Below are 20,162 nucleotides of genomic sequence, written 5' to 3' on the forward strand. Positions count from 1 at the left end.
GCAACGCCACTAGACCACTAAGAACACGGGATCCGGCGAAAACAAAGAAAAACTCACTCAAAAGGCGTCAACCCCTCAAGCAAAGTAGGAATCAACTCACTCACCGTCGGATGAATATGCATCGCCCGCTGCAACGTCGTATAGGGCGCATCCGCATTCATGATGTCGATGAAGGCATGAATGGCCTCATCCCCTTCGATGCCATAAATCGCCGCCCCTAAGAACCGCTTCGTCCGCGCATCCACGAGCGCCTTCATGAAGCCATCGGTCTCACCGCGCTCCCGAGCGCGCCCCACCCGCGACATCGGCATCGTCGCGATAAGCGCCTCGCGTCCGTCCCTGCGCACGTCTTCCTCGCTCATCCCCACACGCGCGAACGGCGGATCGACGAAAACCGCATAAGCCATGATGCGCGTATCGACGCTGCGCGATTCGCCGTCGAGCAGATTCGAAGCGATGATCTCGTAATCGTTCCACGACGTATGCGTGAACGCGCCGCGCCCGTTCACATCGCCGAGCGCATACACGCCATCGACTTTGGTGCGCAACTGGCCGTCGACATCGATCATGCCGTGCCGGTTCACCGCAATACCCGCATGTTCCAGACCGAGATCGTCGGTGTTCGGCGTGCGGCCCGTCGCGAACAGCAGATGCGATGCATCGATGACCTCATCATCGCCACTGACGATACGCACGCCACCTGCCATCGGCTCCACGCGCGACATCTCCGCGCCGAAGCGAAAGTCGATGCCCTCACGCACGAACACGTCCTGCATCGCGCGGGCGACGTCCTCGTCCTCGCGTGTGAGGATCCGTTCGCCGCGCACGAGCAAGGTCACGCGGCTGCCGAAGCGCCGGAACATCTGCCCGAATTCGAGCGCGATATAACTCGCCCCGACAATCACCAGATGCTCCGGCACTTCGGTCAGTTCGAGAATCGTCGAGTTGGTCAGATACGGGACGCGTTCGAGCCCATCGACCTTCGGCACCACCGCGCGCGTTCCCGTGTTGATGATGATGAGATCGGCGTCGATCTCCTGCGTGGAACCGTCGGCCGCCTCGATGGACAGCGCTCGCGGCCCTGTAAAGCGCCCGTGTCCCTTGAAGACCGTGAGATTGTGCGTACCGCGCAGCCATTTCTCGATGCCCGTGCGGGAGCCGCCGATCACCTCGTCCTTGCGCGCCTTCACACGCGCCATGTCGATGCGGATGTCGCCGCCGATCATCACGCCGTACTGCGCCGCCGTGCGCGCGACATGCGCGGCCCGCGCGCTCGCGACATAAGTCTTGGTCGGCGTGCAACCGACGTTCACGCAGGTGCCGCCAAAAAGATGCCGCTCGATGATGGCCGTGCGCTTGCCGCTTTCCGCGAGCCGCACGGCAAGCGGCGAACCGCCCTGCCCCGTACCGATCACGACTGCGTCGAAGTGCTGTGACATGCTCGTTCTCCCTGGTTTTTTGCATTCGTAACGCAAAAGACCGTGCGAATGAAGCGGATGAAGAATGCCCATGCGGGAACCGAATGCATCTTACGCGCAAGTCGGCGAACAGGCAGGCGCGCTGCCCGAAGCGCGTGATTCGGATACGGGCACGGCGCGTGCTGCGTCCGAACAGAACGTCCCGCGCATCGCGGCGCGGTCCGCTCAACCATCAGCATATGAAGTCCGAAGGCATTCATGATCGAGACGATGTGGTTTCTCGTCGTCGGCGGCGTGCTCATTTTCATGGGCCTCGCCAGTTCGACGTTCAAGCACCTGCCGGTCAGCACCGCGATGTGCTACCTGGCGATCGGCTTCGCGATGGGTCCCGCGCTAGCCAATCTGCTGACACTCGACCTCGCGACCGATGCAACGGTCCTCCGGCGCATCACCGAAGTGGCGATGCTCGTGTCGCTATTCGCGATCGGCCTGCGGCTGCGCGTGCCGCCCACCGATCGCATCTGGCTTCTCCCGGTACGCCTGGGCTTCGTCGCCATGATCCTCACCGTCGCCGCGCTCACGCTCTTCGGCGTCTATGTGCTCGGTCTCAGTTGGGGGCCGTCGCTGCTGCTCGCCGCGATGCTCGCGCCGACCGATCCCGTGCTCGCGCATGACGTTCAGGTCGAGACGCCCGGCGACGTCGACCTGCTGCGCTTTTCGCTGACGGGCGAAGGCGGACTCAACGATGGCATCGCGCTGCCCTTCGCGCTGCTCGGCATCGCGGTGTGCCGCTTCGAGGCGTCGCCAAGCGAAGCGTTGCACTGGAACTTCGCATTGCAGGCGATATGGGGCATCGCGGGCGCGCTCGTGAGCGGCTGGCTGCTCGGCGCGCTGTCGGTGCGGCTTGTCGCGTATCTGCGCACGCGCCACGGGCAGGCGCTCGGACCGGAAGGTTTCTTTGCGCTCGGCCTCATCGCGCTGTCGTACGGCGTCGCCGAATTGCTGCACACGTACGCGTTTCTCGCGGTCTTCGCAGCCGGTCTCTCCATGCGCCGCGTCGAGCAAAAAGAAAGCGGCGACAAGTCCCCGCGCCAGGCGGTCGGCAAGATCGATGCGGACGACGTCGGCGCCGCCGCAGCCGATCCCGAACGCGCGCACGCCTTCATGGCCGAGCGCGTGCACGGCTTCACGATCGAACTGGAGCGCATCGCCGAAGTGGCGATCATGCTGATGGTCGGCGCCGTGCTCGCGACGATGTGGCGCGAACTGCTCTCGTGGCAGACCTGCGCGCTCATCGTCGCGCTCTTTCTTGTGCTGCGGCCGGCGGCGGTCGAGGCGTCGCTCATCGGCTCGCAGGCGACGGGCGCGCAAAGACGTCTCATGAGCTGGTTCGGCATACGCGGCGTCGGCTCGTTCTATTATTTGCTCTTTGCACTCGAGCAAGCGCCGCATGACGTGGCCGCGCCGCTCGTGCCGCTCGTCATCGCGACGATCGCTGCATCTGTCATCGTGCACGGCATCACCGCGACGCCGCTCATGAAGCGATATCAGCGCGCGCGAACCGATATTTAGCGATGCAACTATCATCCAGGACCGACCCGGCGTGAAGCATCTGATTTTCTTCTGCGGTCATGCCGGCACCGGCAAGACGACGCTCGCGAAGCAACTCTTCGCGCCGCTCATGCATGCGACTGGCGAGCCCTTCTGCCTGCTCGACAAGGACACGCTCTACGGTGCATACAGCGCCGCGGCGATCGGCGCGCTCACCGGCGATCCGCACGATCGCGACAGCCCGCTTTTCATAGAACATTTTCGCGATGCGGAGTATCGCTGTCTCATCGATACCGCCGCCGAAAATCTCGCGCTCGGCGTGAGCGTCGTGATCGTCGCGCCGCTGACGCGCGAGGTGCGCAATGGACGCCTTTTCGATCGCGCGTGGCTCGGCATCGATGACGATGTCGCCATAAGCGTCGTCTGGGTGCATGTCGATGAAGATGTGGCGCGCGAACGGATCGTCGCGCGCGGCGATCCGAACGATGCGTACAAGCTTGCGCATTGGGAGGAATATCGCAAGCGCCTCTTCGTCCCCGATGAAGCGCTTGCGCGGACGCTCGTGATGTTCGACAACACGACGCCATCCGGTGAAGCGGGCGGCGAACTGGTCGCGCGCCTCGTCGCTTAAGCCGCCGCGAGCTGGCGTGCCGTCGCGACCGCGTTGGCGCCTTCGTACAGCTTGCCGAAGCGGTTGTTGAGGAACGCGTCGAGCGGAACCTGCTCCTGACGCACGAAGCCGCTCTGCGGCAGCACGCCTTCGCGGAAGAGATCCAGTTCCGCGCAGATCGCGCCGGCGGTCGTGATCTGGATCGCGCTCATCGGCACGCCGCACACATCCTTCGCGAAGATCTTGCGCGTGAACACGTCCTGCACGAGTTGCCCGCGCCGCATGCCCGTCACCGTGACGAAGATCAATACGACGTCCTGTGCCGTCGAAGGCACCGCGCGCTTGAGCATCGTCTTGAGACCGTCGCGATCGGTGGACATACGCAGATCGTCGAGCAGGAACTTCATCAGATCGCGATGCCCCGGATAGCGCACCGATTTGTAGTCGAGCGTCTCGACCTTGCCGGCAAGCGTTTCGCAGAGCGTGCCGAGCCCGCCCGATGTATTGAACGCCTCGTACTCGATGCCATCGAGCGAAAAATGCTCGACGCCTTCGAGCGGCTGCACCCATTGCGTGCGGCCTTCGCGGATCGCCTCGCACGGCTGGCAATACTCGTTGATGAGCCCGTCGATGCTCCATGTAAGGTTGTACTTCAGCGCATTGGTCGGAAACTCGGGCAGCGCGCCGACGCGCATCTTTACTTCGCGCACGTCGTCGAGACGCTTCGCCAGATCGTGCGCGACGATGCCGATGAAGCCCGGCGCAAGACCGCATTGCGGCATGAACGCGAGCTCGGAGTCGTCGGCGATCGCGCGGACCGCGTGCGTCGCGCGCACGTCTTCGGTGAGGTCGAAGTAATGCACGCCCGCCGCTTTCGCCGCCGATGCGACGTTGACCGCGAGGTAATACGGCAGCGCATTGATCAGCGCGTCGAAACCGATCAGCGCCTGACGAAGCGCGGGCGTATCGGCGGAATCGACGCGGCGCGTCGGGATGCCTTGCGCATCGATGAGCGCGAGCGCGTGTTCGTCGCGATCGAAGGCGACGACGTCGAAATCCCCCGTTTCACGCAGCAAATGCGCAATGCTTTGACCGATCAGTCCGGCGCCGACGAGGGCCACTTTCATATTCGTCTCCTGTATGTGCGAGTTAGCCGATACACCTGTTCACACAGTTTAGGAGCGCGCGAATATTGATCCTAGACGCAAAATGATGCGCTTCGACGACGGTTTTCGTCGTTTCGACGATCGATCGATCCCGTTTGTATCGTCGAGTCTCAACCGGCGCGATCGATCTTGCGCGCGAGGATGATCGACGTCGTCGTCCGTTCGACGCCTTCCAGCACGCCGATCTCGTCCAGCAGGTCGTTCAGGCGGTCCGGCGAATCGGCGCGCAGCCATGCGACGTAGTCGAATTCGCCGCTCACCGCACAGAGCAACTGAATCTCCGGCATGCGTGCGAAGCGCTTCTGCAGATCGCGGCCGTATTTCGGCGTGAGCTTGATGCCGACGTACGCCTGAATGCTCGCGTCGAGCACATCCTGGCCGAGCCGCACGCCGTAGCCCGCGATCACGTTGTTCTTTTCGAGCCGCGCCATGCGGGCGATCACCGTCGTGCGCGCAACGCCCAGTTGCCGCGCGAGATTCGCGACGCTCTCGCGCGCGTTCATCTGCAGAAGCGCGACGAGATTGCGATCGATGTCGTCGAGCTGATCGAGGCGCGGCGGTCTCATGTGGGCGTCGTCCTTGGCGTTTTGTGTTTTGGGTTATGCGTTTTGAATGCCATCTGGCATCCGGCATTTTGTGTTTTGCATTATCGCCGAGACGCTGCGATACGAACGCCGGTCAGACACCGAGCTTCGTCACCATGAAATCGACGAAACTCGCGAGCTTGGGCGTCGCGCGCGTATCGTGCGGATAGACGAGATGAACGGGCGAAGGCTTCGGCAGAAAGTCCTGGAGCACCGCGACGAGCGCGCCGCTCTTCAGTTCGTCTTCGACGAGCGCATGCGGTTGAAGCACGAGGCCGAAGCCGGCGAGCGCGGCCTTCCTGAGCGCCTGCCCGTTATTCGTGCGAAAGCGCGCGGACTGCGTACGGCGCGCATGCATCGCCTCGTCCTCGCCTTCGAGCCGCCAGCTCGCCTCGCGGCCGAGATGCAAGAAGCCGAGGCACTCGTGGCTCGCGAGATCGGCGGGGGTCGCGGGCGTGCCCGCGCGCGCAAGATAGGAAGGCGACGCGCATACCGTCATCGCATACGGCTTGAGCGGCCGCGCGACGAAGCTCGAATCGGCGAGCGTGCCGATACGCACGGCGGCGTCGAATCCTTCCTCGACGATATCGGCCATGCGGTTGGTCAGATCGAGCTCGACGCTGATCTGCGCGAACGCCGCGAGAAACTCGGTCACGGCGGGCGTGACGAACTGCACGCCGTAAGTCAGCGGCACGGTGACGCGCAATACACCGCGCGGCGTCGCGCTCATCGATTCGGCGAGGGTGTCGGCAGAATCGACTTCCGCGAGAATGCGGCGGCAGCGTTCGTAATATTCACGGCCGATCTCGGTCAGGCTCTGACGACGCGTCGTGCGGACGATGAGACGCGCATCGAGCCGCGCCTCCAGCGCCTGCAAGTGCTTGCCCGCCATCGGCGCTGAGATCGAAAAGCGCTCGGCCGCGGCGCTCAGACTGCCCGCCTCGACGATCGCGACAAAGACCCGCATGCTCAACAAGGTATCCACTGCGTTTTTTCCAGAGACGTTTCGAATGTAAGCAGTTGTGGCAATGCGGGCGAATCCGCATGCAATCGTGATACTAATATCCGCCGATGGCGTGATCTTCGCTGCTTTGCATGCAGCTTACGAAGCACGCCGCTTCCTATATCGATCGAAGGTACTTTGAATGAAAAGAACACTCGTTGCATTGGCCGCTTTCTGCGCACTGAGCCCGGTTTTCGCGCAAAGTTCGGCGCCCACGGCCGCATCGGCGCCCGCCGCGCAGGACGCTGCGTCCGCACCGGCCGCCAGCAAGCGCGAGGCGCGCGTCGAGGAGCGTATCGCGGAACTGCATTCGAGCCTCAAGATCACGCCGCAGCAGGAAGCGCAGTGGTCGAAGTTCGCCGATGTAATGCGCGACAACGGCCGCACCATGGCCGATCTGTACCGCCAGCGCATCGCGCAGCGCGACACGATGTCCGCGCTCGACGACATGAAGCAATACGAGCAGATCACGCAAGCCAACGCGGACGGCACGAAGCGGCTCGTCGAAGCTTTCGAGCCGCTTTACGCGAGCCTTTCGCCCGAGCAGAAGAAACTCGCCGATACGAGCTTCCGCTCGGAGCACGGCAAGGCGCGCCGCGGCGGCGCGCACCATCGTTCGCGCGCGGCGGGCGCGGATGCGGCATCGACGACGAAGCCCTGAACGAGCGCCGGATCGGAAAGCCCGCATCGCATGATGCGGGTTTTTTTGCGTCCGCCGAGTGCAAAATGACGCGAATGCCGTTACGATCCGCTCCCTCACCATCTTCGCCGATCGCACCATGCTCCATCTTTCGCAACTCGATCTCGCCACCGATCCCGCCGCACGCCGCGTCGTGAAGGACGAAGCCGTCACCGTGGAATTCGCGGCTGCCGCGGGCGAACTCATGAGCCTCGAAGGGCCGAACCGCTATGCAAGCGGCGATGCGATCGTCACCGCTTCCAGCGGCGAGCGCTGGGTCGTGTCGCGCGAACGCTTCGATCCGAAGTACGTGCCGGAAGGCGGCATCGCGCACGGCGAGGCGGGCATCTATCGCAACCGTCCGAACGTCGTGCTCGCGAAGCAGATGCACGAACCCTTCTCGATCGCGCGATCCGCGGCAGGCGACACCCTCACCGGCGCTGCCGGCGACTGGGTCATGCAATACGCGCCGGGCGATTTCGGCGTCGTGAAGGCAGCGCGCTTCGCGAAGGTCTATCGCGAAGCCTGAGCGCGCTCACGCGAAGTCCTCGCCCATCTCGATGTCCACTTCGCGCGGCACGGTCTGGCCGTCCGCGTACATCTCTTCGAGCGATCCGAGCGTCGCTTCCACATAGGCACGCAGCACCGCGTAACTGCGCGCGTGCATGCGTGGCGGTAATGCGCGATAACGCGCGAGCGCGGCCGGATCGAAACGCACGTCGATCGTGATGCGCCGCGCGCTCGAACCGAAGCGCATCGCCACGTAATGAATCACGAGCGATGTGCGGCCTTCATCGTCCTTGCGTTCGGCGAACTGCGTCTGCTCGGGAAAGAGATCGCAGATTACATGCGCGAGCATGTCGATATCCGCGCTCGGGCAGTCGTATTGATAGTCGTCCATTCGATGTCGATATTTGATTCAGGCAGGCGCGGATGCGCTCAACCGCCGCGCGCCGCGGCTCGCCGGTAGTAGCGCACGAGCGCCACCGCGACGATCGCGCCGAGCACGAGATACACCGCATCGGCGGCGATGAGCGGCACGAGCCGCGCCTGAAAAAGCGCGGCTGGCAAGCCGACGAGCGCATGCGCGGCAACGAGGACTGCGAGCGCGTGGCGCGAACGCTCGCGCAGCATTTGCCACATCAGCGCGGAAAAGCCGAGTTGCAGCACGAACGCACTCCCACGCTCGACGAGGAAGATGCCCGCCGATACCGGCGACAGACTCATCAGCACGAGATGAATGCGCGCGATCGCTTCGAGCGGCGCGGTCGCGAAATGCGCGTCGAGCGTGCCGCGATTCGCGAGCACCGCATAGACGATCCATTGCACCTGCACGAGCACGCCGACGATCCACGCCTCCGCCCCGCCGTGCCCGATGCCGTAGCCGAGCGCCGGACCGTGCCGGTCGAGCGCGTCAGGCTCGCGCGAGATGAGCCATTTCATCGCGAGAAAGCGTCCGACTTCCTCGCACAGCCCCGCCGCGAGTGCGCCATAAACGACGAACACGGCCGGATTGACGAGCCACGCCGACGTGACGGGATTGCTCAGCATGAAGCCGTGCAGCGCGCGTTCGATGACCATCGCGAAGAGCGCGAACACGGCGATGCCGAGAATCGCGTAGCGCGGCACGATCGCGAAGCGCGGCCGCAGCTTCCTGTACAGCACGATGGGCATGGCCGCGATGATGAGCGTCGCGAGCGCGAGGCTCAGCAACGTCGTAACACTGATCATTCAGATTCCTTGCGAAGCTTGTTGCTCGTCGTTGTGATTCGCGCGTGTCGTCGATGCGCGCACGACGAGTTCGCCCGGCAGCAGACATTCGCGCGCGGGCATCGCGGCGCCGCCGAGACGCTCATGCAGAAATTCGACCGCGCGCCGGCCGATATCGTACGTCGGCTGGCGGACCGCCGTCATGCCGGCGAGCTGCGCCCATTCGGAATCGTCGATCGACATCAGCGCGACGCTCGCCTGCCAGTCCGCGCCGTGGCGTTCCTTCAGATGCACCGCGACGCGCAGCGCGACCGGCCCGTTCGCCGCGAAGAGCGCGACGCGCTTGCCCGCGGCTTTCGCCGCCGTGACGCGCGTGTCGAGTTCCGCGAGCGCGGGCGCCGCATCGGCGAGATCGATCACGAGCGTCGAGCCGCTTGCATGGAGCGCCGCGACGGTTTCGCGAAACGCGGCTTCGCGCAGACGCCGCGAGCTGACATGCGTGACCGGCTGCACGACGAACAGCAGCTCGTCGAAACCTTCGTCGACGAGATGACGCGTCGCGATCTGCACGGCGGCGGGATTGTCGAGCCCGACCATGTCGGTGATGAAACCTTCGACCGAGCGATCGACGAGCACGACCGGAATGCCGCCGCGCGCAAAGCCTTGCAGCAGTTCTTCCTTCACGCCGAGCGCGTTGACGATGACGCCTTCGACGCGATACGTCGTCAGCAATTGCAGATAGCGCCGCTCCATGTCGATCTCGTTGGCTGCGTGACAGATGAGCGGCATATAGCCGAGCGCGTGGCACGCTGCTTCGACGCCTTGCAGCACTTCGACGGAATACGGGTTCGTGAGGTCGGCGAGCAGCATGCCGATCAGACGATTGCGGCCGCGCTTCAGGCCGCGCGCCATCTGATTCGGCCGATAGTCGAGCTTGGCGATGGCCGCCTCGATGCGCTCGCGCAGATCGGGCGACAGCACGCCGAGCTCGCCGTTCAGATAGCGCGAGATGCTGGTCTTGCCGGTGCCTGCTTCGCGGGCGACATCGGTGATGGTCGCGCGGCGCGCGCCGAATGCAGGCGGGCGGTTCGTCAATGTGGGGTCGTCGGACATAGTGGTCGTGGGCGCGCGCTTCGCCGTGAAGCGAGTCGCGATGCCGTCATTATCGTTCTCCTCGCATCGCGCATGTTAGCGCATGACCGGGCGACCCACGGTTTCAGCGCGCGAGCACGTCGGGATTGACGATGTTCTGCGTGAGCGTGCCGTTCAGTGCGCCGATGAGATTTTCCGCGGCGTTTCGCGCCATCGCGTGACGCGTTTCGTGCGTGGCCGAGCCGATATGCGGCAGTGCGACGACGTTTTTCATCGCGAGCAGCGGCGAGTCGGCGGGAAGCGGTTCCTGCTCGAACACGTCGAGGCCTGCACCGCGGATCGTGCCGTTTTTTAGCGCATCGATGAGCGCGTTTTCATCGACGGTCGGTCCGCGCGAGGCGTTGATCAGAATCGCACTCCGTTTCATTTTCTGCAATTCGTTCGCCCCGATGAGACCGCGCGTTTCCGGCGTGAGCGGCACTTGCAGGCAGACGAAATCGGATTGCGCGAGCAGTTCGTCGAGCTCGACACGCTTTGCGCCGTATTCCTTTTCGGCCTGCTCGTTCGCGCTGCGATTCGTGTAGAGCACGTTCATGCGAAAGCCGAGCGCCGCGCGCCGTGCGACGGCCCCGCCGATGCGTCCCAGGCCGACGATGCCCAGTGTCTTGCCTTGCACGTCGACGCCGAAACACGCTTCACCGATGCTTGCCTTCCAGTTGCCTTGCTTGACCCATTCGGCGAGTTCGACGACGCGGCGCGCGCTTGCGAGGATCAGCGCGAAGACCGTGTCGGCGGTGGATTCGGTGAGCACGTCCGGCGTGTGCGTAAGCACGATGCCGCGGCGGGTGAGGTCTTGCACGTCGAACTGGTCGAAGCCTACGGAGATCGTCGACAGTGCTTTCAGGCGGTGGGCGCCTTCGATCATGTCGGGGGAGATCTTTATGCTCGCACCGATGGCGCCGTCGGCGGTTGTTAGCGCTTGCACGAATGCGGCGTGGTTTTTCGGATCGATGTTCACCACTTCCGCGTGGGCGCGGAGATAGGCTTCTACGTCGCTTGGCAACGCCTTGTAGGCTACGATTTTTTTGGTCATGGTTTGCTTTGTCTGGGTTGGTTGGCTCGGGCTTCTGATCCGGCGAAACCGAAAGCAAAAGCGAAAAGCGAAAGCAAAAACCTCAAGGCCTCACAACAACCCCAGCCCGAACCGCCGCCTGCGGCTTAACCGCCAGCGTAAGCCAAACAGCCATCAACAACGCGGCGCTCATGAAAACGTAAGAGGCAGAGGGCGATCCAGTAGCCCCATTCAAATACCCCACAAAATACGACCCGACGAACGACCCCAACGCCCCCATGCTATTGATGAGCGCCATCGCCCCCCCGGCGACATTCTTCGGCAGCAACTCCGGCACGATCGCAAAGAACGGCCCATAGGGCGCATACATCGCAGCCCCTGCGATCACGAGCAACGCATAAGAAGCCCAGAAGTTCGTCGACCCGAGAAGGTAGGAACCTGCAAACGCCACCGCGCCGATCAGCAGAAACGGCCACACAAAAGCCTTGCGTGCCTGAAGCTTGTCTGAGGCCCACGAAGCCAGCAGCATCGCGATGGTCGCCGCAAGATACGGCACCGCCGACAGCCAGCCCGTCTCGACCATCCCGAGCGTCGATCCGCTCTTGAGAATCGAAGGCAGCCACAGCACGAACCCATACACGCCGATGCTCCAGCAGAAATACTGCGCACACAGCTTGATCACCGCCGGCGACTTGAACGCCTCGCGATAGTTCTTCACCGGCTTGATCGCGGCCTGCTCGGCGCGCAAGGTCGCATCGAGATCGTTCTTTTCCTGATCCGTGAGCCAGCTCACCTGTGCGGGCTTGTCCTTCACGATGAACCACCAGATCACCGCCCACACCACCGCCGGCAAACCTTCCGCGATGAACATGTGGCGCCAGCCGAACGAGTTCACGAGATAACCGGATACGACCGACATCCACAGCACCGTCACCGGATTGCCGAGAATCAGAAACGTATTCGCACGCGAGCGCTCCGACTTCGTGAACCAGTTCGCGATGAAGACGAGCATCGCCGGCATCACCGCAGCCTCGACGACGCCGAGCACGAAGCGGATCGCCATCAACGAAGGGATATTGCTCACCATGCCCGTGAGCGTCGCGCAGCCGCCCCACAGCACGAGACTCCAGAACACGAGCTTCTTCACGCTGCGCCGTTCGGCATAGATTGCGCCCGGAATCTGGAAGAAGAAATAGCCGAGAAAAAACAGCGCGCCGATCAGCGAGGACAGTCCCTTGCTGATGCCCAAATCCTGATTGATGCCCGCCGCCGCCGCGAAACCGTAGTTGGCGCGGTCGAGATACGCGAGGCTGTACGTGATGAAGACGATCGGCATGATCGCCCACCAGCGGCGCACGGCCAGCGTGGGATTGGAAGAACTTTGCATGGTTGTCTCCGAACGCAATTCGGTTGAGTCTCGGTTGGTGGCTTTCAAGCCAGATCGAACGCGGCTTTGGCCGTCTTGTCGTTGGAATCCTGTGCTTCGAGCAGATCGAGCGCGGCGCGCGTCGGCAGTCCTTCGCTGTCGCCGATCACCTGAATCGCCAGCGCGCCGATGCGATTGCCGCGCGCGATCGCGTGACGCACATCGCGTCCCTCGAGCAGCGCGCTCACGACGCCGACCGCGAAGCCATCGCCCGCGCCGACCGTATCGACGACCTTCTCGACCGGCACGCCCGGCACGATGCCCTGCTCGCCGTCCGCCGTGCGGAAATACGCGCCGTGCGCGCCCAGCTTCACGACGACGCCCTTCGCTCCCCGATCGAGATAAAACGCGGCGATGTCCTCGGGCTTCGCATAGCCCGTCAGCGTCAATCCTTCGGACACCCCCGGCAGCACCCAGTCGGCGAGCGCGGCGAGCGCATTGAGCGATTCGGCCATCGCCTCGCGCGACGGCCACAGCGTCGGACGCAGATTCGGATCGAACGAGATCGTCTTGCCCGCTGCCCGCATTTCGCGGGCCATGTGGAACGCAAGCTCACGCGAGGTCGCCGAGATCGCGGGCGCCACGCCCGTCAGATGCAGATGACGCGCGCCGAGCACGTAATCGGCGGCGTAGTCGTCGAGCGACAAATGGCTCGCGGCCGAACCCTTGCGGAAATACTCGACGGCCGGATCGCTGCCGTCGTCGCACTTGCCTTTGAGCTGAAAGCCCGTCGGATAACGCTCGTCGATCGTCACACGGCGCGCGTCGATGCCTTCGGATGCGAGTACGTCGAGCACATAGCGCCCGAACGAATCGTTGCCGACGCGGCTCATCCAGCCCACCTTGAAGCCAAGGCGCGACAAACCGATCGCGACGTTCAGATCCGCGCCCGCGACGCGCTTCGTGAATTGACCGGCCTTCGCGAGATCGCCGGTAACGGCGGCGACGAACATCGTCATCGCTTCGCCGTAAGTGACGACGTCGAGGGCTTCAGGCTTGGCTTGCATGTCGGGTTCCTTTGCAGATGAATGCTGAATGCAAAATGCGTAATTCAAAGTGGCATTCAAAATGCCGCGATTCGTGCGACCTGGCGCGCCGCGTCGGCGTCGAGCGAACCGTCCGCGCCCGGAATGAACGGATATTCGATGCCGCGCGGCACATCGCCCGGCAACTGCGCGAGCAGCGTCGCGAAACGCGCGTCGCCGTTCGCGGGCGCGGCGGCAAAACGGCGCGCGCCCTCGCCCATCACCGGCTTGCAGTGCACGTACGCGACGTGCGGCGCGAGGCGCTGCGCCGCGTCGAGCGGATCCTGCTCCGCCCAGTGCCAGTTTCCGGTGTCGAAAGTCATCGCGAGGCCGCTTCGCGCGGGCAGCGCGGCGAAGAGCGCATCGAACGCGCCGATCGTGCCGCCTGCCTTCAGTTGTCCGTTTTCGACGACCACGCGCGCTTTCGACGCGGCGATCGCCGACATCAGGCGATCGAGCGTGGCCGGATCGGTCGCGACACCACGCTCCGTGCCGCCCAGTTGCAGCTTGACGATGCGCGCGTCCATCGCCGCTGCCTCGTCGATGGCGAGCCGCAGCGAATCGAGATCGAGCGCGCCGTCGTCGCGGAACAGCGTCGCGGGCGTCGAATGGACGGCCCACAATCCGTGCGCGCGAATCCGTGCGCCGAGCTGCGCGAGTGCATCGGGCTGCGAATCGGCGTCATCGGCGAACAACTCGCGGCGCACTTCGAAGCCATCCGCACCCGCGCGCGCCGCGACCGCCGCCCACGCGGCGTGGCCATCGCGACGGATCGCATCGGCGCCGAACGCGCTCGCCACGATCACAACTTCTGCGCGCTTTTCATCGATGCGGGATTTTTGATTCACTCGCTTCTCACTATGGGTTTTGGCCTCGAAATTCCTCGGTGGAACCGGTTCCATAAACGATTTTCGAAAAGGACGCCGCAGCGCCCCTGTTGAGAACGAATGGTGCGTCAGACCGCCATCGACGCGCCATAGTGGAATTCCCTAGCCGATGAGACCCGGTTCCTCGCACAACTCCAGGAAACGCGCCGCGACGCGTGACGGCGTTGCCGCGTGCGGCAGCAGAATCGAAAAACGCCGCGTGAGCGGTCGCGGCGCGATACGCACGCGACGCAACGCGCTGTCCTCGTGGCGGATCGACATCGCCGATACGAAGCCGATGCCCATGCCCGCGCGCACCGCCTCCTTCACGCCCTCGACGCCCGCGATTTCCAGCGCGACGCGCATGGGCGCATCGCAATCGGCGAACGCGCGCTCGATGATCTGCCGCACGCCCGAGCCGGGCTCGCGCAGCACGAGCGGATGCTCGCTCAGCTGATCGAGCGTGGCGGCATCGCGCCCGTCGGCAAGCGGATGACCATTCGGCAGGATCGCGACGATTTCGTCCTCGCGCCACGGTGTGACGGTGGTGCCGAGCGGCAGATCGTGTCCCGGCGCGCCTTCGACGAGCGCGATATCGAGCGAGCCGAGCGCAGCGACGATATCGGCGGTATTGCCGTCGATGGTCGTCACGACGACTTCCGGAAAGCGCTTGTGAAACGCAGCGATCAGATACGGCAGCAAATAACTCGCGGGCGTCGTGCTCGCGCCGATGCGCAGCGTGCCGCGCTCCAGCCCGCGCAATGCGTCGCGCAGCGCGTGCGCCGCGCGAAATGTCTCGCGCAGGCGTTCCGCATGGCCGAGCAACTGCTCGCCGGCTGCGGTCAGGCGCACGCCGCGGCCATCACGCTGATAAAGCGGCTCGCCGAATTCCTCCTGCAGCAGGCGCAACTGCCCCGACACGGCGGGCTGCGACAAATGCAAGGCCACCGCCGCCCGGCTGATGTTGCTGTGCTCTGCGACCGTTGCGAACGTTATCAGCTGTTCCGGGGTCATCTGTTTCAAATATAAGGTGGTCCGATACTTCCCATTCTAAATCACGATTTTTCATATTCATATATCGAGAATAGGATTAGCCCATCGAGTCATCATCATCAAACGGGTTCATCCATGTCCACGGTTCAGTCCGCCCAAACGCTTGCGCCGGCCGCATCATCCAGACGCGGGCAACTCAACGGCATTCTCTTCGTCGCCTTGTTCGCCGCCGCCGTCACGCGCCTCGCTTCGCTGCCCGCTATCGCCGGGCTCGGCATCAGCCCGCTGATCGTCGGCATCGTCGCGGGCGCGATCTACGGCAATGCGCTGCGTCACGGCATGCCGGAAAGCTGGGCGGCCGGCGTCAACTTCTCCGCGCGCAAGCTGCTGCGCATCGCGGTCGCGTTCTTCGGGCTGCGCATCAGCCTTCAGGAAATCGCGCAAGTCGGCGTGTCGGGTTTCACGGTGTCGGTGCTGGTCGTGGTCAGCACGCTCGTCATCGGTACGTGGGCCGGCATGAAGCTGATGAAGCTCGATCGCGATACCGCACTCCTCACGGCAGCCGGCAGCGCGATTTGCGGCGCGGCCGCGGTGCTCGCGTTCGAATCGACGTTGCAATCGAAGCCGCACAAGAGCGCGATGGCGGTGGGCAGCGTCGTGCTGTTCGGCACGCTCTCGATGTTCCTTTACCCGCTCGCGTTCAACGCCGGCTGGCTGCATCTCGATACGCTCGGCGCGGGCCTCTTTTTCGGCGGCACGATTCACGAAGTGGCGCAGGTCGTCGGTGCGGCGAGCAACGTCAGCCCGGAAGCGACGCATATCGCGACCATCGTCAAGATGACGCGCGTGATGCTGCTCGTGCCCGTGCTGCTCGTCATCGGTTTCTGGATCAGCCGCTCGCGCAACACGGCGGACGGCGCGGCGCAAGGCAACGGCAAGATCGCGGTGCCCTGGTTCGCGCTCGGCTTTCTCGCGCTCGTCGTCCTGAATTCGCTGCACGTTCTGCCCGATGCCGCCACGAGCACGATCAACACGCTCGACACCTTCGCGCTCACGATGGCCATGACCGCGCTCGGCATGGAGACGCGCATCGCGCAGATCCGTCAGGCCGGCCCGCGTGCGCTTGCAACCGGCGCGATCCTGTATGCGTGGCTGGTCGGCGGCGGCCTCGCGATCACGCTCGGCGTCGAACGCCTCTTCAGCTGATCGATCGCCGATGCAGTGAAGTACCGAATCGCGCGAACGTCCCCGTCGCGCGATAACGCTTTAGAAGGAGCACTCATGGAACACGGCGCTCGTACCCAGAACGAGAAGCTCGATGTCAAGACCACGACGTGCTACATGTGCGCGTGCCGTTGCGGCATCCGCGTGCATCTGCGCGACGGCGAAGTCAGATACATCGACGGCAATCCGAACCATCCGCTCAATCAAGGCGTGATCTGCGCGAAAGGCGCGTCGGGCATCATGAAGCAGTATTCGCCCGCACGCCTCACGCAGCCGCTGATGCGAAAACCCGGCGCACTGCGCGGCGAAGCGCAGTTCGAGCCGGTCTCGTGGGAGCTCGCGCTCGATACGCTCGAAAAGCGTCTCGCACACCTGCGCGCCACCGATCCGAAGAAATTCGCGCTCTTCACCGGACGCGATCAGATGCAGGCGCTGACCGGCCTCTTCGCGAAGAACTTCGGCACGCCCAACTACGCGGCCCACGGCGGCTTCTGCTCGGCGAACATGGCCGCGGGCATGATTTATACGATCGGCGGCTCGTTCTGGGAATTCGGCGGCCCGGATCTCGACCGCGCGAAGCTCTTCTTCATGATTGGCACGGCGGAGGATCATCACTCGAATCCGCTCAAGATCGCGATATCGAAATTCAAGCGCGCGGGCGGACGCTTCATCGCGATCAATCCGGTCCGCACGGGCTACGCGGCCATCGCCGACGAATGGGTGCCGATCCGCCCCGGCACAGACGGCGCGCTTTTCATGGCGCTGATCCACGAACTGATCGCCGCCGACGCCTACGATCACGAATTCGTCACGCGCTATACGAACGCGGCCGAACTGCTCGATATGAACGAAGCGAGCGACACGTTCGGCCTTTTCGTGAAGGACGAAAGCGCGGCCGAATCGAATCCGCTCTTTCCGCAGAATCATCTTTGGTGGGACACGAAGACGAATCGCGCGGTCGCGCATCACGCCGACGATGCCGCTCCCGCGCTCGATGGCCGCTACACGCTCGACGACGGCACGAGCGTCGCGCCCTCCTTCGCCTTGCTGCGCGAGCAGGTCGCGACGTGCACGCCGGAATGGGCCGCGGACATCACCGGTATTCCCGCCGCGACGATCGAACGCCTCGCCGCCGAAATGATCCAGACGAGCCGCGATCACGAGATCACGCTGCCGATTCAATGGACCGATTGTTGGGGCAGGAAGCACGACACCGTGACGGGCAACCCGATCGCCTTTCACGCGATGCGCGGTCTCGCCGCGCACTCGAACGGCTTCCAGTCGATCCGCGCGCTCGCCGTGCTGATGTCGCTGCTCGGCACGATCGACCGTCCGGGCGGTTTCCGGCACAAGTCGCCGTTTCCGCGCGCGGTGCCGCCATCGGCGAAACCGCCGAATCATCCCGATCAGGTGAAGCCGAACACGCCGCTCGCGAGCGGGCCGCTCGGCTGGCCCGCCGCGCCGGAGGACCTCTTCATCCACGACGACGGCACGCCGGTTCGCATAGACAAGGCGTTCTCGTGGGAATATCCGCTCGCGGTGCACGGCGTGATGCACAGCGTCATCACGAACGCATGGCGCGGCGATCCGTACCCCATCGACACGCTGATGATCTTCATGGCCAACATGGCATGGAACTCGTCGATGAACACGATGGAAGTGCGCAACATGCTCGCCGACAAGCACGTCAACGGCGAATACAAGATTCCGTTCATCGTCGTGTGCGATGCGTTCCAGTCGGAGATGACCGCATTCGCCGATCTCATCCTGCCCGACACGACCTACCTCGAACGACACGACGCAATGTCGATGCTGGACCGCCCGATCTCCGAGTTCGACGGTCCCGTCGATTCCGTGCGCGTGCCGGTCGTGCCGCGCACCGGCGAATGCCGTCCGTTCCAGGAAGTGCTCGTCGAGCTCGGCAGCCGCCTGAAGCTGCCCGCGTTCACGACGCCCGAAGGCACGCGCAAGTATCGCGACTATCCGGATTTCATCGTCAATCATCAGACGGCGCCGGGGTCGGGCGTGGGCTTTCTGATCGGCTGGCGCGGCAAGGACGGCAAGGACGCGCTCGTCGGCGAGCCGAATCCGAATCAATGGGAAGAGTACGCAAAGCACGATTGCGTCTACCACTACACGCTGCCCCAAGAGCTGCAATACATGCGCGGCCAGAACGGGCCGTACCTGCAATTCGCCGTCGATAAAGGTTTTCGCAAGTTCAACGAGCCGATCCTGATCCAGCTCTATTGCGACGTGATGCAGAAGTTCCGCCTCGCCGCGCAGGGTCGCACGAAAGGCCGGCAGCCGCCGGAACACTTGCGCGCACGCATCGAGGAATATTTCGATCCGCTGCCCTTTTGGTACGCGCCGCTGGAACTCGATACGACCGATCTCGCGCAGTATCCGCTCGCGGCCGTCACGCAGCGCCCGATGGCGATGTATCACTCGTGGGACTCGCAGAACGCGTGGCTGCGGCAGATTCACGGCGAGAACCTGTTGTACATGAATCCGCGCATGGCGAAGGCGAACGGCATCGAGGACGGCGGCTGGATTTACGTCGAATCGCAATGGGGCAAGGTGCGCTGCATGGCGCGCTATAGCGAAGCCGTCGAGCCCGGAACGGTGTGGACGTGGAACGCGATCGGCAAGGCATCGGGCGCGTGGAGCCTCGGTCCCGACGCGAACGAATCGCAGCGGGGCTTTTTGCTCAATCACCTCATCACGGATGAGCTTCCTGCGTCCGCGCGCGAAGGCCTGCGCTTTTCGAACTCCGATCCGATCACCGGACAAGCCGCGTGGTACGACGTGCGCGTGCGCGTCTATCCCGCCGAAAGCGATGCCGATCACACGCTGCCGCAATTCGCGCCGATGCGTCCATCGCCCGGCATGACGGGATCGGTTCAACGCGTCGTGCAGACGTACTTCGCCGGACGCGGCGAGTTCGCGGCGCGCTTGCGCAACGCCATCAAGCGCGACGTAAAAAACTGAAGGAGACCGGCATGACTCAAATGGCCCTCGTGATCGATCTGAACGTCTGCGTCGGCTGCCACGCCTGCGTGACGAGCTGCAAGGAATGGAACACGTCCGGCGAAGCTGGCAGTCTCGCGGATCAGCGCCCGTACGACGCCGATCCGTCCGGCACCTTCTTCAACCGCGTGCAGACGTATGAAGCCGGCGAATTTCCGCTCGCCGATACGATCCACTTTCCGAAGTCGTGCCTGCACTGCGAGGATCCGCCGTGCGTGCCCGTCTGTCCGACCGGCGCGAGCTACAAGCGCAAGGAAGACGGACTCGTGCTCGTGGACTTCGACAAGTGCATCGGCTGCAAGTACTGCGCGTGGGCGTGTCCGTACGGCGCGCGCGAGCTCGACGAAGCGCGCAAGGAGATGACGAAGTGCACGCTGTGCGCCGATCGCATCTACAACGAGGCGCTGCCCGAACGCGATCGCAAGCCGGCGTGCGTGCTCGCGTGTCCGACGTCGGCGCGGCTCTTCGGCGATATCCACGATCCGGAGTCGGTCGTGTCGAAGGCGATCGAGGAGCGCGGCGGCTATCAGTTGATGCCCGAATGGGACACGAAGCCCGCGAATCATTATTTGCCGCGTCGTCCCGTGAATGCGTGCAGCAGCGGCGGCGGCTCGTGCGGCTGTCAGTCTCAAGACGCCGAAGCGCCGGACGCACCCGGAGCGCACGGCGAACTCAATCTCGCGTCGATGGCCGTGCGCGTCTGACTTTCATCGGAG

19 protein-coding genes are annotated in these 20,162 nt (G+C 64.0%); 7 read left to right on the forward strand and 12 right to left on the reverse strand.

Annotated elements, in window-relative coordinates; genetic code table 11:
- Window positions 1-53 precede the first annotated feature (53 nt).
- On the reverse strand, window positions 54-1,439 hold the full coding sequence (locus NCT05_RS09150) for an FAD-containing oxidoreductase (RefSeq protein WP_250502159.1): 1,386 nt from the start codon (window positions 1,437-1,439) through the stop codon (window positions 54-56).
- Window positions 1,440-1,676: 237 nt separating this feature from the next.
- On the opposite strand from NCT05_RS09150, the gene NCT05_RS09155 reads away from it, so the two are divergent.
- Together NCT05_RS09155 and NCT05_RS09160 are read left to right on the forward strand one after the other, a co-directional pair.
- Window positions 1,677-2,990, forward strand: coding sequence for a cation:proton antiporter (locus NCT05_RS09155; RefSeq protein ID WP_175983247.1), 1,314 nt, complete (start codon window positions 1,677-1,679; stop codon window positions 2,988-2,990).
- Window positions 2,991-3,021: 31 nt separating this feature from the next.
- A complete protein-coding gene (locus NCT05_RS09160; RefSeq protein ID WP_250434780.1) occupies window positions 3,022-3,600 on the forward strand; it encodes a P-loop nucleotide/nucleoside kinase family protein in 579 nt (192 codons plus the stop codon).
- Here the strand turns inward: NCT05_RS09160 and NCT05_RS09165 are convergent.
- The 3 genes from NCT05_RS09165 to NCT05_RS09175 all read right to left on the reverse strand — a co-directional run bounded on the left by NCT05_RS09165 (window position 3,597) and on the right by NCT05_RS09175 (window position 6,314).
- Window positions 3,597-4,706 (reverse strand): saccharopine dehydrogenase family protein, encoded by a 1,110-nt coding sequence (locus NCT05_RS09165; RefSeq protein ID WP_250502160.1) that lies wholly within the window; start codon window positions 4,704-4,706, stop codon window positions 3,597-3,599. The two genes, NCT05_RS09160 and NCT05_RS09165, sit on opposite strands and share 4 nt — an antisense overlap.
- Window positions 4,707-4,855: 149 nt before the next feature.
- Entirely contained in the window at window positions 4,856-5,311 is a 456-nt protein-coding gene (locus tag NCT05_RS09170; RefSeq protein ID WP_008349499.1) for an Lrp/AsnC family transcriptional regulator, read from the reverse strand.
- Window positions 5,312-5,423: 112 nt separating this feature from the next.
- Complete coding sequence (locus tag NCT05_RS09175; protein WP_250502161.1) at window positions 5,424-6,314, reverse strand: LysR family transcriptional regulator; 891 nt, start codon at window positions 6,312-6,314, stop codon at window positions 5,424-5,426.
- Between the two features lie 160 nt (window positions 6,315-6,474).
- Between NCT05_RS09175 and NCT05_RS09180 the strand changes: the two genes are divergently transcribed.
- Together NCT05_RS09180 and NCT05_RS09185 are read left to right on the forward strand one after the other, a co-directional pair.
- Complete coding sequence (locus tag NCT05_RS09180; RefSeq protein WP_034473444.1) at window positions 6,475-6,993, forward strand: Spy/CpxP family protein refolding chaperone; 519 nt, start codon at window positions 6,475-6,477, stop codon at window positions 6,991-6,993.
- Between the two features lie 118 nt (window positions 6,994-7,111).
- A complete protein-coding gene (locus NCT05_RS09185; protein WP_034473473.1) occupies window positions 7,112-7,540 on the forward strand; it encodes a PGDYG domain-containing protein in 429 nt (142 codons plus the stop codon).
- Window positions 7,541-7,546: 6 nt separating this feature from the next.
- Here NCT05_RS09185 and NCT05_RS09190 read toward each other — a convergent pair whose 3' ends face one another.
- From NCT05_RS09190 to NCT05_RS09225, 8 genes are all read right to left on the reverse strand, one after another.
- A complete protein-coding gene (locus NCT05_RS09190) occupies window positions 7,547-7,912 on the reverse strand; it encodes a DUF3022 domain-containing protein (protein WP_008349491.1) in 366 nt (121 codons plus the stop codon).
- 38 nt (window positions 7,913-7,950) lie between these two features.
- Window positions 7,951-8,742, reverse strand: a complete 792-nt coding sequence (locus NCT05_RS09195; protein ID WP_250502162.1) for a YhfC family intramembrane metalloprotease — start codon at window positions 8,740-8,742, stop codon at window positions 7,951-7,953.
- Window positions 8,743-9,834, reverse strand: a complete 1,092-nt coding sequence (locus tag NCT05_RS09200; protein ID WP_034473442.1) for a LacI family DNA-binding transcriptional regulator — start codon at window positions 9,832-9,834, stop codon at window positions 8,743-8,745. It abuts the gene before it with no gap.
- A gap of 103 nt (window positions 9,835-9,937) precedes the next feature.
- Window positions 9,938-10,906, reverse strand: coding sequence for a 2-hydroxyacid dehydrogenase (locus tag NCT05_RS09205; protein ID WP_175983252.1), 969 nt, complete (start codon window positions 10,904-10,906; stop codon window positions 9,938-9,940).
- A gap of 82 nt (window positions 10,907-10,988) precedes the next feature.
- Window positions 10,989-12,272, reverse strand: a complete 1,284-nt coding sequence (locus NCT05_RS09210; RefSeq protein ID WP_008349482.1) for an MFS transporter — start codon at window positions 12,270-12,272, stop codon at window positions 10,989-10,991.
- 44 nt (window positions 12,273-12,316) lie between these two features.
- Entirely contained in the window at window positions 12,317-13,318 is a 1,002-nt protein-coding gene (locus NCT05_RS09215) for a sugar kinase (RefSeq protein WP_034473439.1), read from the reverse strand.
- A gap of 56 nt (window positions 13,319-13,374) precedes the next feature.
- A complete protein-coding gene (locus NCT05_RS09220; protein ID WP_250502163.1) occupies window positions 13,375-14,184 on the reverse strand; it encodes a sugar phosphate isomerase/epimerase family protein in 810 nt (269 codons plus the stop codon).
- 141 nt (window positions 14,185-14,325) lie between these two features.
- Window positions 14,326-15,216 carry a LysR family transcriptional regulator gene (locus tag NCT05_RS09225; protein ID WP_250502177.1) on the reverse strand — a complete coding sequence of 297 codons (891 nt, stop codon included), beginning with the start codon at window positions 15,214-15,216 and terminating at the stop codon, window positions 14,326-14,328.
- A gap of 114 nt (window positions 15,217-15,330) precedes the next feature.
- Here NCT05_RS09225 and NCT05_RS09230 point away from each other — a divergent pair, with 114 nt between their 5' ends.
- From NCT05_RS09230 to NCT05_RS09240, 3 genes are all read left to right on the forward strand, one after another.
- Complete coding sequence (locus NCT05_RS09230) at window positions 15,331-16,401, forward strand: YeiH family protein (RefSeq protein WP_250502164.1); 1,071 nt, start codon at window positions 15,331-15,333, stop codon at window positions 16,399-16,401.
- 75 nt (window positions 16,402-16,476) lie between these two features.
- Window positions 16,477-19,407: a molybdopterin oxidoreductase family protein gene (locus tag NCT05_RS09235; RefSeq protein ID WP_250502165.1), complete on the forward strand. Its 2,931-nt coding sequence runs from the start codon at window positions 16,477-16,479 to the stop codon at window positions 19,405-19,407.
- 11 nt (window positions 19,408-19,418) lie between these two features.
- Entirely contained in the window at window positions 19,419-20,150 is a 732-nt protein-coding gene (locus tag NCT05_RS09240) for a 4Fe-4S dicluster domain-containing protein (RefSeq protein ID WP_175982236.1), read from the forward strand.
- The last annotated feature ends 12 nt before the right edge of the window (window positions 20,151-20,162 follow it).

Source organism: Caballeronia sp. AZ7_KS35 (assembly GCF_023631045.1).
In the GTDB taxonomy this organism is placed as follows: Bacteria; Pseudomonadota; Gammaproteobacteria; order Burkholderiales; family Burkholderiaceae; genus Caballeronia; species Caballeronia zhejiangensis.